The organism is Photobacterium sp. SP02, from assembly GCF_038519165.1.
GTDB classification, from domain to species: domain Bacteria; phylum Pseudomonadota; class Gammaproteobacteria; order Enterobacterales; family Vibrionaceae; genus Photobacterium; species Photobacterium halotolerans.
The window spans coordinates 41,968-58,421 of record NZ_JASJOJ010000029.1 but is presented as its reverse complement, the minus strand read 5'-3'; the positions used below and the strand labels follow the sequence as shown (position 1 = coordinate 58,421).

The following is a 16,454-nucleotide window of genomic DNA, read 5'->3' as shown; positions in this document are numbered from 1 at the left end:
CGCCGTAATATCCGGATGCAGACGAAGTTCAATACCGGTTTCAACCGCATCAAAAATCAAATGAAAACGCCGAGAAAAAAGATTGAAAACACCCAATAGACACTATATTTAAAGAAAATATAAATGACGAAAAATAAATTAACAAACCACTCATCAAAAATGTACCAACAATAAGCTAAAAAATGAAACCATTAACAATTAAGACAGGTTTTGTTTATTGATAAACCGAATTAAAACTATACCCCACAGAGATAGAGCGGGTTCATTGCAATGTCCCGTGCAGCAAACCGCAAGCAATGACGTGCGACCAAAAAGCAAAAGAAAGATGAGCGAGATAAGAAAAATAGAAAGATAAGAAAAAGCAGAGCAGAAACCAGACTCGAGGCCCCCATAACAAGGCAGCGCCCTGACACGGCATCAAAAAAAGCCCGAACCAGATGGCCGGGCCTGAAAAACCAGATGAGCCGTAACGGCTACTGGCGGGTGATCACATAGGCATTATTCGCCATGCCAATACCGACCCGGCAACTGGAAGAAAAATGGTGTCTGCTGCGGGTGTAGTTGGCGGGAATCGGAGAGTTGGCGCACACAGTGAAACTGGGCCTGTACTTATCGGCATACACCTGCGTACTGCCGTTGACTGAGTTGCCTGAGCCAAAATTACAGGCCGGATTGTAGATGTTGGCGATAATCACAAAGCCGTCGTACACCCGGCTGTGGTATCCGGCGCAGGTGTTGAACAATGCACCGCTCTTCGGCGCTACAGTCAGAATGTAGGCATTGTCGCTGTGCTGCCAGCTGCCGCAATCGAAATTAACTGTGGTGCCGGTGATGACATAGCCGTCTGGAATGAAGTCACCCCGGCAGATGGTCATTCTTCTCGACTGCGCCCGGAACATGTCGCTGAGACGCTCATCAGACAGCATCTGATCGCCCGGGATCTGATGGATCTGAGCATCCATATGATATTGGTCAATAAAGCTTTGCGCTGCATCGCCGGCATGACTGCCTGTGGTGCCAAACACGCAGCCGGCCATGAACAACGCCAAAGTGTGTTTCAACATAACGATTCCTCTGAAATGTGACAGTTGAAAACACAGAGTCTTAAACCAGGTTCAAGCACAAAGATATGGCTGAGTAGCAAATATGCAATAAAGCTAATAACAAAGCGGTACTGATAGTCAGCATGGTTACAGGCTGGCGCCCTAGCTGTCACTGATGGCATATCAACACTTGCCCGTTCCCAGCACAGGCAGCAAAAGCTCGCCTTGTTGGCAAGATAGCTGCTGACAAAAACAAAGAACCCGCCATACGGCGGGTTCTTTTATCTATCAACAGGTGACGGGGCTGATTACATCATGCCGCCCATACCACCCATGCCGCCCATGGCCGCGCTCATGTCCGGCGCGTCAGACTTAGGCAGCTCAGTGACCATGGCTTCGGTGGTGATCATCAGACCCGCAACAGAAGCGGCGAACTGCAGAGCAGAACGGGTCACTTTGGTTGGATCCAGGATACCCATTTCCAGCATGTCGCCGTACTCGCCAGTGGCTGCGTTGTAACCGTAGTTACCTTCGCCACGCTTCACTTCGTTCGCCACGACAGATTCTTCATCGCCGGCGTTACGGGTGATTTGACGGATAGGTGCTTCCATGGCACGCAGTGCAACACGGATACCGACAGTTTGCTCTTCGTTGTCGCCAGTCAGATCTGTCAGCTTAGAAGCGGCACGGATCAGGGCAACACCACCACCGGCAACCACGCCTTCTTCAACCGCAGCACGGGTTGCGTGCAGGGCATCTTCGACGCGGTCTTTTTTCTCTTTCATTTCAACTTCAGTCGCCGCACCAACTTTGATCACAGCAACACCGCCAGCCAGTTTAGCTACACGCTCTTGCAGTTTCTCTTTGTCGTAGTCAGAGGTGGCGTCTTCGATTTGCTGGCGAATCTGAGTCACACGACCCTGAATCGCCACTTCTTCACCGTGACCATCAATGATGGTGGTATTTTCTTTAGTGATAGAGATACGCTTGGCCTGACCCAGATCTTCCAGGGTCACTTTATCCAGTTCCATGCCGATTTCTTCAGAAATCACAGTACCGGCAGTCAGCACCGCGATGTCCTGCAGCATAGCTTTACGACGATCGCCAAAGCCAGGGGCTTTCACCGCTGCAACTTTCACGATGCCACGCATGTTGTTCACCACCAGGGTCGCCAGTGCTTCACCTTCAACATCTTCTGCGATGATCAGCAGAGGACGAGAGGCTTTCGCCACCGCTTCCAGTGTTGGCAGCAGCTCACGGATGTTAGAGATTTTCTTATCTACCAGCAGGATGAACGGACTTTCCAGCTCGACACTGCCCGCTTCCTGGTTGTTGATGAAGTATGGAGACAGGTAGCCACGGTCGAACTGCATACCTTCAACCACGTCCAGCTCGTCATGCAGAGCCTGACCTTCTTCAACAGTGATCACGCCGTCACGGCCGACTTTTTCCATCGCTTCGGCGATGATGTTACCCACGGTAGAATCGGAGTTGGCAGAGATAGTACCTACCTGCGCGATCGCTTTGCTGTCTGCACAAGGAGAAGACAGCGCTTTCAGCTCTTCTACCGCCGCAATCACGGCTTTATCGATACCGCGCTTCAGATCCATCGGGTTCATGCCCGCTGCGACCGCTTTCAAACCTTCGGTGATGATAGCCTGAGCCAGCACTGTGGCTGTGGTGGTACCGTCACCCGCCGCGTCATTGGCCTGAGACGCCACTTCTTTCACCATTTGTGCGCCCATGTTCTGGAATTTGTCTTCCAGTTCAATTTCACGCGCAACAGAAACGCCATCTTTAGTGATAACCGGCGCACCGAATGATTTATCCAGTACGACGTTACGGCCTTTAGGACCCAGGGTGACTTTTACGGCATCGGCCAGAACGTTGACACCTTCCAGCATTTTTACGCGAGCATCGTTACCGAATTTTACGTCTTTAGCAGCCATGTTTATCTTCCTTTCTTAATTCTTAATTCAAAGTGAATGGATTATTCAACGATTGCCAAGATGTCATTTTCAGACATGATGAGAACTTCTTTACCGTCGATCTTCTCAGACTTGGTGGCATAACCTTCAGCGAAAATAACGCTGTCGCCAACCTTAACGTCCAATGGCTGCACAGAACCATTCTCCAGAATGCGGCCCTTGCCTACAGCCAACACTGTACCGCGGGTCGATTTTTCTGCAGCAGAACCAGTCAGAACGATGCCACCAGCAGATTTTGATTCAACTTCCTGGCGCTCAACGATCACTCGGTCATGTAAAGGACGAATATTCATCGGGTCGTCTCTCCTGATTTTGGTAATATCTATGGGTTGTTAGAAAGCAGGACGGTGTTTGGTTCCATCCCGCGAAAACTGATACTTAGACATGTTGGGTCGTTTTTCTGGAACCCAAGTCCTGACGTTAATTTTTTTTACTTTTTGTGCCAGATTTTTTGCCCGATCACATTCTTTGCATTAGGGTGTGCTGGCAAAGACAGACCAGAGAGCCTTATGACCCAAACTGTTCGCCCTGATAAACACGGTTTACTGTCCGATCCGATTCCGGAAGTCCTGCGGCGTCTGACCATTCCTATGGTGTTTGGCATGGTTGCTATCCTGATGTTTAACCTGGTCGATACCTTTTTCATTGCTTTGCTGGGCACCCAGGCGCTGGCGGCGGTCAGTTTCACCTTCCCGGTCACGTTTGCCCTCAACTCCATTACCATGGGGGTGGGCGTCGGTTTGTCCGCCTGCATTGGCCGTCTGCTGGGCAGCGGTAGCAGCCAGGCGGCGGCCAGAGTCTCCAGCCATGGCTTGTTACTGGCGCTGCTGTTGGTGGTCCTCGCTGTGATCGCCGGGCTGCTGACCATCAATCCGCTGTTCCGCCTGCTGGGCGCCGAAGACAGCCTGCTGCCGATTATTCGTGACTATATGCAGGTCTGGTATCTGGCGATCCCGCTGCTGGTCATTCCCATGGCCGGTAACAGTGCGATCCGGGCCACAGGCGATGCGAGATCGCCGGCGAAAATCATGATGCTGGCCGGAGTGATCAACGGCGTGCTCGATCCCCTGCTGATTTTTGGCTACGGCCCTTTTCCGGAACTGGGTGTGCGCGGCGCGGCCATTTCCAGCGGCGTCAGCTGGGCGGTTGCATTAGTCTGGTCGTTGCGGATATTGATTGTGCGCGAAAAGCTGCTGGCGGTCCCGGATCTCCGGCTGATCTTTGCTGACTGGCGACAGATACTGCACATAGGGACCCCGGCCGGGCTGTCCAACGCCCTGGCGCCTTTATCCAATGCGCTGGTGATGGTCCTGCTGGCCAGCCAGGGCACCGCCTCGGTCGCCGCCTATGGCGCGGCTATGCGGGTGGAATCGCTGCTGATGCTGGTCATGTTCGCCCTGAGCTCGGCCCTGATGCCTTTCATGGCGCAGAATTTTGGCGCCAGGCAGCCCAGACGGGCCTTCGCTGCCCTGTTCACGGCCATGAAATTCGCGCTGGGCTTCCAACTGCTGGTGTTTGTGATGATGGTGCCGCTAAGCTGGCCCATCTCACTCATGTTCAGTCAGGATGAAGCGGTGCAGACCCAGCTGTGGCATTACCTGATACTGGTACCGGCCAGCTACGGATTGCTGGCCGTGTGCATGCAATTGATCAATGCCCTGAATGCCATGCACCTGTCGGTTCAGGCACTGCTGTGGAATCTGATCCGTCTGTTCGGCCTGCTGCTGCCGGCAGCCTGGGTTGGCAGCCAGATCAATGGTACTGAAGGGTTATTTACCGGGATCGCCGTGGCCAATGGGCTGTGCGGCCTGGCGGCACTGGGTTATGCGCGCAGGCTGCACCGGCAACATGTCAGCTCAGGGCACCAACAGGAAGCCGGCTCGCCTTCACGCTCGCGATAGCTGCCGCTGACAGTTGCGCGTTTAATGGATTCCCGCCGACGCGGGAATGGCATTTATTTCATTTAAATCAACAACCTAACGAATCACTCAGTGCAACCGGTGCTGATCATCGTCATCTGAGTGGTCTTTCTTCTCTTTCTCGTCTTTGTCTTTGCGCTCATATTCGCCGTCAAACACATCACCATTTTGATCGCGGTGGAAAGGGTCGCGGTCTGAAAACGGCCCTTGCGGACCAAAGCCACCGCCAAAGCCGCTCTGATGCATGCTCTGCACTTTCACTTTAGCCATCAGAAATTTCGCCAGCGCGGCACGAGGGCCGGGCAGTAACACCACCAGCCCCATAGCGTCTGTCATAAAGCCCGGTGTCAGCAGCAGCACACCGGCGACCGCCAGCATCACACCTTCCACAATTTGCTGGGCAGGCAATTCCCCCTTATTCAGCCTGTCCTGCACCGACATCAGGGTCGCAATGCCCTGGCTGCGAACCAGTGAGGCGCCGACCACGGCCGTCAGCAGTACAAGCAACAGGGTCGGCCACAGACCAATGACACCGCCAACCTGGACAAACAGGGCGATCTCTATGATGGGAACCAGGATAAATAAAAACAAAAGTACCGGAAACACAAACACCCCTTATTCAGGCTGGCGACTATTGAGGAAACTACCGTCCACAGCTGAGCTGCAGCCACATAGCGCAAAGATGCCGACTATGATGGCGAGATTGCCCTGATTTTCAACCATAGCAGCAGAGGCTTTTAGCTGGATCACCTTTCTGCATCGATTTTTTTGCCGCTGACTCGGCTGAGGCCCCGAAACCAACCGCGCTTAGTGCATTTAGCCAAGCCTGCAGGCGCTATAATTGCCTGAGAACACAGACAATGAAACTCAGCCTGATTTCTCGGGTCTGACACTTTGTCCCCTTATGGGGTATATTGGCGACATCAAGACGCCATCTTCAAGCCGATGACCCGAGACAGAACGAGCCCGAATCCGATGACTATACTGCGACACTTGCCCATTACGCGTTTATTTGTCTTCAGCCTGCTGATACTCAGCCTGCCGCTGCGGGCGGAGTTTTCTCTGCCGGGACTGACAGATTCATCGGGTCAGAACAGTTTTGTCCCTGTTGATCAGGCCTTTGCCTTCAACTTTACCCAAAACGACGATCAGCTGGTGCTCGACTGGCAGGTCAAACCGGGTTACTACCTGTATCAGCATCAGTTTTCTGTGATGGCAAACGGGGCCAGCATCGGCGATATCCGGCTGCCGGCAGGCACGCCCTACAAGGATGAGTTTTTCGGCGAGGTCCAGATTTACCCTGAATCTCTGGCGCTCACAGTGCCCATTGCCCGGGCTAATGACAACGCGACCCTGACCGTACGCTATCAGGGCTGTGCCAAAGCCGGTTTCTGTTATCCGCCCGAAACCCGCGAAGTGCCTCTGTTTGCCACCGTCTCCGCCGCGGGTACGCCTTTGTCAGGCCAAGAACCGGTTAAAGCCAAGCTGATAGTAAGCACTGACAATCAAACCGCCGCAGTGGTACCCTCAGGTTCGGCCGGACAACCGCTCAGCAGCAGTGCGCCACTGAGCCAGCAGGATCAACTGGCCAGCGATCTGGCCCAGCAATGGTGGACACCGCTGCTGTTTCTGGCGCTGGGCATAGGGCTGGCGTTCACGCCCTGTGTGCTGCCTATGTACCCGATCCTGACCGGTATCGTGTTGGGCCGCGGCCAGCTCAGCAGCGGACGCACTTTCACCCTGGCTTTCACCTATGTTCAGGGCATGGCACTGACTTACACCTTACTGGGGTTAGTGGTCGCTTCGGCGGGCATGCAGTTTCAGGCGGCCTTGCAGCACCCGTATGTCCTGATTGGCCTGAGCGTACTCTTTGTCGTATTGGCATTGTCTATGTTCGGCGTCTACAACTTGCAACTCCCTTCCAGTGTCCAGACCTGGCTCAATCAGCTGAGCAATCAGCAGAAAGGCGGCCAGCTCGGCGGCGTATTTGCGATGGGCGCCATTTCCGGCCTGGTTTGCTCGCCGTGCACCACGGCGCCCTTGTCCGGCGCCTTGATTTACGTTGCCCAAAGCGGCGACTTACTGACTGGCGCAGTCGCCCTGTATGCCCTGGCGATAGGGATGGGGATCCCGCTGATTCTGATCGCCATGTTCGGTAACCGTCTGCTGCCAAAAGCGGGCGCCTGGATGGACAGCGTTAAAATGTTCTTCGGCCTGGTGCTGCTGGCTGTGCCGCTGTTCCTGCTGGAACGCATTCTGCCCGCAAACCTGATGCCGTATTTATGGGCCGCCTTCGGGCTGGGGGCCTTCGGCTGGCTGTACCATGTCAAACAGGGCATGATCCATTCCTGGCGCAGCAGTCTGGTGGGTGTCATCGCCATTCTTGGCCTGCTCGTTTCGCTGCTGCCCGTCTATCAGGGTCTGACCGGCACCCAGCCACACGCCGTGCCGCAGAACGCACCTGAGATAACTTTTAAGCGCGTGGCCAGTATGGATGAACTGACGACGGCGCTGGCCCAGGCCAAAGCCGAAGGCAAACCTGTAATGCTGGATTTTTACGCCGACTGGTGTGTCGCCTGCAAAGAGTTTGATAAGTACACTTTCCACGATGCCAGCGTGGCGCCAGAATTACAGCGTTTCGTCCTGTTGCAGGCCGATGTCACCGACACGAATCCGGACGACATCCAGCTGCTGCAAAAGATGAATGTGCTGGGACTGCCGACGCTGGATTTCTGGCATGCGGATGGCGAGCAGGCACCGAAAGCCCGCCTGACCGGTTTCGTGGAAGCTGAACCCTTTCTCGATCACCTGAAAGCCAACCAGCTGATCGGCCAGTAAGCCGGGAAGTATTCCCTGCCGGCATAAAATACCGCCAAGATAGACACGGGAACGGATCCAGTTCGTATCTTGGCGGTGAACAAATTGATCTGGCATTTCAGCAATGCTAGCGTTAGGAAAAACAAGAAGCTTAATGTCATGGACGCTCAGTACACTATAGTCATTGCCGATGACCACCCACTGTTTCGAAACGCCCTGTTTCAGTCAGTGCACATGGCGGTCAGCAAGGCCAATCTGCTGGAAGCAGATTCGCTCGATACCCTGTTACAGCTGCTTGATAAAGAACCGGATGTTGATCTCTTGCTGCTGGATTTAAAAATGCCGGGCGCCAATGGCATGTCCGGTCTGATCCAGCTTCGCGCCCAGCATCCGGAACTGCCGGTCGTGGTGGTGTCTGCCAATGAAGAGGCATCCGTCATCCGCCAGGTTCGTCATCACGGTGCTTTTGGCTTTATTCCCAAATCCAGCGATATGCGTGAGCTGATCAGCGCTCTGAATCAGGTGCTGGACGGCGAACCCTATTTCCCGCCGGGTATCGGTGAAGATGAAGACAACCCCGAGCTGGACGCGCTGGCGGCCCGCATCGCCACTTTGACGCCGCAACAATACAAAGTGCTGTGCATGCTGTCCGATGGTCTGCTCAATAAGCAGATCGCCTACGAGCTCAATGTCTCCGAAGCCACCATCAAGGCACACATGACGGCCATTTTCCGCAAACTCGGGGTCAAAAACCGCACTCAGGCGGTTATCCTGTTAAATGAACTCAGTGATGAGTGAGTAGTCACTCACTTATCATCCTGTTCAGGATCGTCTTCTGGCAGGCGTAAGCCAACCTTAGTTACCTGCCAGTTGGCGATATCTGCCACCACCCAGTGCAGGCCATTCCATTCAAAGTTATCCCCCAGTACCTGATTGGTACCCAGATGCTGAATAACCAGATCTTTCAGTGTCATGGCCGGATTCACCTCGCCAAGCTCCAGGCCATAAGCGATCGCCACATCCGCCAGCCTGGCGTCGGCATCGAGAAAAAAGTCACCAAAGAAACGCACCAGCTCGGCTTTCTCCGGCGCTTCGCTGAACAGCTGGCTCAGGGCTTCCAGATCTTTCTCCTGCGCCAGCACGCACAGGGTATCTCCCTCTTCCAGCCGGGTACTGCCCGACGGGTGCAGCAATTGCTGATCCCGAAACACAGCAGCAATCCGGGTGCCCAGCGGCAGTGACAAGTTACGCAAAGGCTCGCCGATACACCACTTATCCGCTTTCATGTTATAGACAAACAGCTCCCACTCACTGGTGGGAAACACTTCCACCCCGGTGCGGGACACCGGCTCGGGACGAGGCGGCAGCTCGACTTTGGCCAGCGACATGGCTTTGGTCAGGGTTCCCCCCTGCAGGATCAGCGATACCATGACCACGAAAAAGGCCAGATTAAAATACAACTGGGCATTGGGCAGTCCGGCCATCATAGGGAAGACCGCCAGAATAATAGGTACGGCGCCGCGCAGGCCGACCCAGGAAATAAACCATTTTTCCCGCGCCGTGAAGCTGCGAAACGGCAGCAGGCTGATCCAGACCGAGATCGGACGGGCAAAGACAATCATCCCGAACGCCAACGCCAGTCCGGGCAGTGCAATCGCAATCAGATTTGACGGGGTGACCAGCAGCCCTAGCACCAGGAACATACAAATCTGGCTGAGCCAGGTCATGCCGTCCAGCACGTTGAGAATAGAATGACGGCAGCGGGTCGGGCGATTACCCAGCAGCAGCCCCACCAGATAAATGGATAAAATACCGCTGCCGCCCAAGGCGTTTGAAATGGCAAAGATCATCAACCCGCCGCTGACCGCCAGGATTGAGTACAGGCCTTCCGGCAGATGATTACGATTAATCAGGCGCCACAACAGCCAGCCTCCCGCCAGCCCGGCGATGGCACCTATGCCAAACTGCTTGACGAAACTCAGGGCCAGAAAACCGGCGCTGAACTCAGTTCCCTGACTGCTGAGTACCGCAATCAGGGTCACGGTCAGAAACACCGCCATGGGATCATTGGTGCCCGATTCAATCTCCAGGGTCGAGCCTACCCGCTCATTCAGGCTGCGCCCTTTGAGCAGAGAAAACACCGCGGCGGCATCGGTTGAGCCGACAATCGCGCCCACCAGAATGCCCTGCAGCGGCTCAAGATCAAACAGCCAGGTGGCCATCAGGCCGGTCAGGGCGGTGGTGATCGCCACCCCTAAGGTGGCCAGCGCCACGGAGGGCCATAAGGCGACCCGGAAACTGGCCACCCGGGTCCGCATGCCGCCATCAAGCAGAATAATTGCCAGCGCCAGGTTACTGACCAGATACGCCACGGAATAATCATCAAACAAGATACCGCCCGGGCCGTCTTCACCGGCCATCATGCCGACGATCAGAAACACCAGCAAAATTGGAATGCCTAACTTGGATGATACCGGGCTCAGGAGAACACTTAACGCAATCAGTAAAGCGCCAACCAGAAAAAAACCGTTAATGGTAATCGCGTCCACTCATCCTCCAAAGATTATTATTGATTCAGCAACCGGCTAACAAAACCGGTTGCTCCTGTATTTTGCCCTAATATACAGCGACATTGAGAAAACTATATGTAAACAATTCCCCGATCTTGCCAGTATTTAACGCTTACCAAGCACTATTTCGCCCGCGAATATTCGGCACGAAGCCATGGTAACCGCCTGATCTTTATCTGCTGCCCGCCTTATACTTTCGGCTAACTTAACAGCAATTTAACATCCCATTTTTCTTGAGTCATATCACTAACTTTCTAAATTTAGCCAACATTTGATGGTTTTTTGCCCGACTAAAGTTGCACTGTGCGTCTTCAATAAGCTTGCTATTGTCATCACGTAACATTTTTTTAACTGAAAAATGACTGACCATAGTAAGGAGATGACCATGGCGTTTGAATCCAAGGAGCAAGCGCAAGCCTACTGGAAGGAGAACCTGTCCATTATGGGTTCTTTGCTTGCCATCTGGTTCCTCGTGTCATACGGGGCAGGTGTGTTGTTTGTGGATGCCCTGAATCAGTTTCAGCTGGGCGGCTTTAAACTCGGCTTCTGGTTTTCACAACAAGGTTCCATTTACATCTTTGTTGCATTGATTTTTGTCTATGTCTACAAGATGAATGCGCTGGACCGCAAATTCAACGTTCACGAGGATTAAGGGAGTAGTCACTCATGGATATTCAAACCTGGACCTTCATACTGGTGGGTCTGTCTTTCGCACTCTATATCGGGATTGCTATCTGGTCCCGCGCGGGGTCAACCAGCGAGTTCTATGTCGCCGGCGGTGGTGTTCACCCTGTCGCTAACGGCATGGCGACCGCTGCTGACTGGATGTCTGCCGCTTCGTTCATTTCTATGGCAGGGATCATTTCGTTCGCCGGCTATGACGGCGGCGTGTACCTGATGGGCTGGACCGGCGGTTATGTCTTGCTGGCACTGTGCCTGGCCCCTTACCTGCGTAAATTCGGCAAGTTCACTGTGCCGGACTTTATCGGCGACCGTTACTACTCCCGCACTGCCCGTATGGTAGCTGTGTTCTGTGCCATCTTTGTTTCTTTCACCTATGTAGCAGGACAAATGCGTGGCGTGGGCGTGGTTTTTGCCCGCTTCCTGGAAGTCGACATTAACGTCGGTATCATTATTGGTATGGCTATCGTGTTCTTCTATGCGGTCATGGGCGGCATGAAGGGCATTACCTATACCCAGGTTGCACAGTACTGCGTGCTGATCTTTGCCTTCATGGTACCAGCCATCTTCACCTCTATCATGGTCACCGGCTCCGCGATTCCGCAAATCGGCTTCGGTTCAACCATCAGTGGGACGGATGTCTACCTGATGGACAAGCTGGAAGGCCTGAGTACCGAGCTGGGCTTCACCTCCTACATCGACGGCTCAAAGAGCATGGTGGATGTGTTCTTCATCACCGCGGCTCTGATGGTCGGTACGGCAGGTCTGCCGCACGTGATCATCCGTTTCTTCACCGTACCTCGCGTGAAAGATGCCCGTATTTCGGCTGGCTGGGCACTGCTGTTCATTGCCTTCCTGTACACCACAGCGCCGGCTGTGGCGGCGTTTGCCCGTATCAACATGTTTGAAACCTTAAACGGTCCGGACATGCAGGGTGTCGCGGCCGAGCAAGCACCAAGCTGGGTGACCAACTGGGAGAAAACCGGTCTGGTAGCCTGGGAAGACAAGAATGGCGACGGCAAAATGTTCTACTCTGGCGATGAGCGTAACGAGATGAACATCAACCGTGACATCATAGTACTGGCAAGTCCTGAGCTGGCCAAACTGCCAAACTGGGTGGTTGCCCTGCTGGCAGCGGGTGGCCTGGCGGCAGCACTGTCAACGGCGGCCGGTTTGCTGCTGGTGATCTCCACCTCGGTGGCGCATGACCTGCTCAAGAAAGGCTTCAAACCCAATATGACGGATAAACAGGAGCTGAGGGCGGCCCGGATAGGGGCGGGTCTGGCGATTATCGGTGCCGGCTATCTGGGGATTAACCCACCAGGCTTTGTGGCACAGGTGGTGGCCTTCGCCTTCGGTCTGGCGGCCTCGTCCTTCTTCCCGGCGATTATCATGGGCATCTTCTACAAGAAGATGAATAAAGAAGGCGCGATTGCCGGTATGCTGAGCGGTATCCTGTTCACTGCGGCTTACATCATTTACTTCAAGTTCATCAACCCGGCGGCCAGCACCCCGGACAACTGGTGGTTCGGTATCAGCCCTGAAGGGATAGGTACCCTGGGTATGTGCGTGAACTTCGTGGTATCGATTGTGGTGAACAAGTTCACCGCAGAAGTCCCGGAAGATGTGCAGGAGCTGGTGGAATCAATCCGTTATCCGAAAGGATCGGGGGCTGCTCACAGCCACTAAACCCAACCGACAGAATAACAACACTCAGTAGCAACAAACGGGGGAAACCCCGCCCGCTGACGGAGCCATAATGGCTCCGTTTTTTTATGCGCAGAGCAAGTGCGGCGTTTCACCCGCTCTTTCGGCCACTTCTGAGCTGCAGTGCCGCTTACGACCGCAGGATGTCACAGTGCATTCTCTAACTGATCCTCGCCTGCGCGTACTGATTCAGCAAAGAGCGCAGTTTCAGCGGCTTCACCGGCTTGCTGATAAAGGCAAAGCCTTTGCTGCGGATCGTCTGCTGTGTTTCCGGCAGCCTGTCGGCACTGATGATCACGCCTTTGAACACCGGCCCCAGCTTAGTTTCGCACTCGATCAGCACATCCAGGCCGGTTTCCAGCTCGGTGAGGTGGTAGTCGCTGAAAATCACATCTGGCACCCAGCCATCGTCACAGTGTGCCAGCGCGGCCGAGACAGATTCCGCCAGCCGGATCTCGCAGCCCCAGCGACTGAGCAGACTGTCCATGCCGGTCAGTATATCTTTTTCGTTATCAACACAGAGCACCCGGGTCCCGAACAAGGGTAACGCCTGTTCCGGTGCGGCCTGCGGTTTTTCTTCCGGCAGATGCATCGCCTGTCCCCGGCGCACCGACAGTGCGAACACTGTGCCCTCACCCAGCCAGGAACGCAACGACAGCGGATGATCCATCACCCGGCTGATCCCCCGGGCAATGGCCAGCCCGAGGCCGAGACCATGATCCCCGCGTCCGCGGTCTATACGGGTGAATTCATCAAAAATGTTGGCCTGTTTCTCTTGCGGTATCCCGGGGCCGTTATCCCAGACTTCGATCCTGAGCTGGCTGCCAACCCGCCGCACCCCCAGCAGCACTTTGCCACCCGGATTATAGCGAAACGCATTGGTCAGGAAATTTTGCAGCGCCCGGCGCAGCAACCTGGGATCCGAGTGCACCAGCGCCTTGCTGTCTACCACGGCAAAGTCTATGCCCTGCTGTCTGGCCAGCGCGCTGAATTCGGCATTGAGCGTATTGAACACATCGCTGAGCGGGAACACATGAACATTGACCTGCAGCTTACCGGCCTCCAGGCGCGACACATCGAGCAGATCACCAATCAGATCCTCAGCAGCTCCCAGGGCGCTCTCAATATGGTGTGCCAGCTTAGTGCTTTCCTCATCCTTGGCCACCTCAGACAACGACGATGAAAACAGACGGGCCGCATTGAGCGGCTGCATCAGATCGTGGCTGACGGCAGCCAGAAAGCGGCTTTTCGACTGGGCCTGCTGCTCGGCATGCTGAGTGGCCGAGACCAGCCGGCGGTTAAGCTGCTCCAGCTCTTGCGTTCGCTGCCGCACCCTGGCCTCCAGGTTTTCATTGGCTTCTTTAAGCGCTTCCTCTGCCTGACGAAATGCCGTGATATCGGTAAAGCTCATGACAAAACCGCCGCCCGGCATCGGATTGCCCTGCACTTCAATCACCCGCCCGTCCGGCCGGATCCGGGAAGAGGTATGCGCCGTGCCGTGCTGCAGGTGCTTGACCCGCTTGGCGACATGAACTTCAGGATCCCCCGGTCCGCACAACCCCAGACGTGCGTTATGGCGGATCACATCCGCAATCGGCCGCCCGACCTGAATCAAACCGGGCGGGAAAGAAAACAGTTCCAGATAACGCTGGTTCCAGGCCACCAGCCGCAGCTGTTTATCCACCACGGCAATCCCCTGACTGATATGTTCAATCGCGCCCTGCAGTAGCCCGCGACTGAAATCAAACAGTTCAGAGGCTTCATCGACTATGGTGGCCACTTCTTCCAGTTGCATGTTGCGCCCCTGCAACGCCGAGGTCAGCACTAAACGGGCCGAAGAGGCACCAAATACCCCCGCCAGTACCCGTTCGGTATGGCGAATCAGGCTGGCCGGCGCTTGCTGCTGGGGCTGAAAATTAAACTGGTGCTGCTGGGCAAAATGGGTGAAAGCCTGACGCATCCGCTTGCGGCCGACAAACCGCGCCGCCAGCAGTTCAAGCTCAGACACTGTCACCCTGGCCTGGTACAAACGGGCGTCGTCGGCCTCCGGCATCGGCGCGCCGACAAAAGTGGCGGCCTGCAGGCGCTCGGTCAGTGATGAGCGGGTCACCATAGACACCAGAACGTATAGCAGCAGGTTGGTCGTCAGGCTGATCAGCATGCCCCAGTCCACTGTGGTTAACTCGCTCAGTACCGGCAGGGAAGGCGGTGTCAGCAACCACAGCAACAGGTTTGTGTCAGCACTGCCGGCCAGCATACCTGTCTGGCTCATCAGGGTGATCACCCACAGCGCGGTGCCGCCCAGCATACCGGCGTAGACACCGTTGCGGTTGCCTTCGCGCCAGTAAATTCCCCCCAGCAACGCCGGTGCGAACTGGGCAATCGCCGCAAAGGATAACAGCCCGATCGCCGACAGCGATTCGATTTCATCCAGCACTTCATGAAATCCCCAGGCCGCCAGCAGCAGCAGCAGGATCAGGCCGCGGCGGATATTGAGCAGCAGGCCGGAAAACGCCGCATGATTTCGGCTCGACACCCGCAGCCGGCGCAGCAACAAAGGCAGCACCAGATCGTTGGACGCCATAATGGCCAGGGCTATGGTCGAGACAATCACCATGCCGCTGGCCGCTGAGGTGCCGCCCAGAAATGCCAGCAAGGCGATGGTGTCAGCCCCTTGCAGCAACGGCAGGTTGATCACATAGGTATCGGCGGGCACATCCGGCAGCAGCACTTTCCCGGCCAGTGCCAGCGGCACCACAAATATTCCCATCAGCAGCAGATACACAGGGAACACCCGGCGGGCAAGATGCAGATCCGGGGCGTGGGTATTTTCCACCACAGTCGTATGGAACTGACGCGGCAGACAGATAATCGCCGCCATGGTCAGCAAGGTATGAATAATAAAACTGCCGGCATTGATATCCATGGAGGGCAAGACAGACACGTCCAGCTGGCTCAGTTCCAGCGCCGGCATATCCCACCACAGCAGCATGACAAACAGCCCCACCACCAGAAAAGCCGCCAGTTTGATCAAAGATTCAAACGCCACCGCCATCATCATGCCGCGATGGTGCTCAGTGGTATCGAGATGACGGGTGCCGAACAGCACAGTAAAAGCGGCCAGCGCCAGGGTCACCAGCCAGGCAATATCGCCGTCGTTGAGCATACTGTTGCGGGTCAGATCAGGGGCCACCTGGGCCAGCCCCATGGTGATCCCCCGCAGCTGCAAGGCGATATAAGGCAGAATACCGGCAGTGGCAATCAGGGTGACCAGCACCGCCAGCCCTTGAGATTTGCCATAGCGGGCGGCGATAAAATCGGCAATCGAGGTGATATGTTCGCGCTTGGCGATCAGGATCAGGCGGGCAAAAATACGCCAGCCAAAGGTGAAGACCAGAATGGGCGCCAGGTAGATCGGCAGAAACGACCACAGATCCCGGCTGGCCTGACCGACGGTGCCGTAAAACGTCCAGGAGGTACAGTAGACCGCAATCGACAGACTGTATATCCAGGGGCGCCAGCGGGACATCCAGCCGGTATGTTTATCGCCGTACCAGGCAATGAAAAACAATAGCCCAAGATAGGCCAGTGATACCGGCACGACTATCCATCCCTGCTCCATAGGATCTCCCTGAAAAATGTTCCCTGATTCGGCCCCGTGCCTGGGGCCGAGTGTACCTCACTCTCGGGTGAGTATCCGTCCGGCAGGTCACATCTCCCCCGCCAGGC

At 55.3% G+C, this 16,454-nt stretch carries 11 protein-coding genes; 5 read left to right on the top strand and 6 right to left on the bottom strand.

Annotation, left to right across the window (positions count from 1 at the left end):
• Nucleotides 1-473: 473 nt before the first annotated feature.
• The 3 genes from P0Y67_RS13640 to P0Y67_RS13630 all read right to left on the bottom strand — a co-directional run bounded on the left by P0Y67_RS13640 (nt 474) and on the right by P0Y67_RS13630 (nt 3,324).
• Nucleotides 474-1,064, bottom strand: coding sequence for a hypothetical protein (locus tag P0Y67_RS13640; protein WP_342392284.1), 591 nt, complete (start codon nt 1,062-1,064; stop codon nt 474-476).
• Nucleotides 1,065-1,351: 287 nt separating this feature from the next.
• Nucleotides 1,352-2,992, bottom strand: a complete 1,641-nt coding sequence (gene groL / locus P0Y67_RS13635) for a chaperonin GroEL (protein ID WP_342392283.1) — start codon at nt 2,990-2,992, stop codon at nt 1,352-1,354.
• Between the two features lie 41 nt (nt 2,993-3,033).
• Nucleotides 3,034-3,324 (bottom strand): co-chaperone GroES, encoded by a 291-nt coding sequence (locus P0Y67_RS13630; RefSeq protein ID WP_027254091.1) that lies wholly within the window; start codon nt 3,322-3,324, stop codon nt 3,034-3,036.
• A 216-nt stretch (nt 3,325-3,540) separates the two neighbouring features.
• Here P0Y67_RS13630 and P0Y67_RS13625 point away from each other — a divergent pair, with 216 nt between their 5' ends.
• Nucleotides 3,541-4,932, top strand: coding sequence for an MATE family efflux transporter (locus tag P0Y67_RS13625; protein WP_342392282.1), 1,392 nt, complete (start codon nt 3,541-3,543; stop codon nt 4,930-4,932).
• Between the two features lie 87 nt (nt 4,933-5,019).
• Here the strand turns inward: P0Y67_RS13625 and P0Y67_RS13620 are convergent, their stop codons facing one another.
• On the bottom strand, nt 5,020-5,556 hold the full coding sequence (locus tag P0Y67_RS13620; protein WP_342392281.1) for an FxsA family protein: 537 nt from the start codon (nt 5,554-5,556) through the stop codon (nt 5,020-5,022).
• Nucleotides 5,557-5,925: 369 nt separating this feature from the next.
• Between P0Y67_RS13620 and P0Y67_RS13615 the strand changes: the two genes are divergently transcribed.
• Together P0Y67_RS13615 and P0Y67_RS13610 are read left to right on the top strand one after the other, a co-directional pair.
• Entirely contained in the window at nt 5,926-7,788 is a 1,863-nt protein-coding gene (locus P0Y67_RS13615) for a protein-disulfide reductase DsbD (protein WP_342392280.1), read from the top strand.
• Between the two features lie 138 nt (nt 7,789-7,926).
• Nucleotides 7,927-8,565 (top strand): response regulator transcription factor, encoded by a 639-nt coding sequence (locus P0Y67_RS13610; protein ID WP_192017318.1) that lies wholly within the window; start codon nt 7,927-7,929, stop codon nt 8,563-8,565.
• Nucleotides 8,566-8,573: 8 nt separating this feature from the next.
• Here the strand turns inward: P0Y67_RS13610 and P0Y67_RS13605 are convergent, their stop codons facing one another.
• Nucleotides 8,574-10,316, bottom strand: coding sequence for a potassium/proton antiporter (locus P0Y67_RS13605; RefSeq protein ID WP_342392279.1), 1,743 nt, complete (start codon nt 10,314-10,316; stop codon nt 8,574-8,576).
• A gap of 406 nt (nt 10,317-10,722) precedes the next feature.
• On the opposite strand from P0Y67_RS13605, the gene P0Y67_RS13600 reads away from it, so the two are divergent.
• On the top strand, nt 10,723-10,989 hold the full coding sequence (locus tag P0Y67_RS13600; RefSeq protein WP_342392278.1) for a DUF4212 domain-containing protein: 267 nt from the start codon (nt 10,723-10,725) through the stop codon (nt 10,987-10,989).
• Nucleotides 10,990-11,003: 14 nt separating this feature from the next.
• On the top strand, nt 11,004-12,707 hold the full coding sequence (locus tag P0Y67_RS13595; RefSeq protein ID WP_342392277.1) for a sodium:solute symporter family protein: 1,704 nt from the start codon (nt 11,004-11,006) through the stop codon (nt 12,705-12,707).
• 178 nt (nt 12,708-12,885) lie between these two features.
• Here the strand turns inward: P0Y67_RS13595 and P0Y67_RS13590 are convergent, their stop codons facing one another.
• Complete coding sequence (locus tag P0Y67_RS13590; RefSeq protein WP_342392276.1) at nt 12,886-16,347, bottom strand: PAS domain-containing hybrid sensor histidine kinase/response regulator; 3,462 nt, start codon at nt 16,345-16,347, stop codon at nt 12,886-12,888.
• Nucleotides 16,348-16,454: the final 107 nt, after the last annotated feature.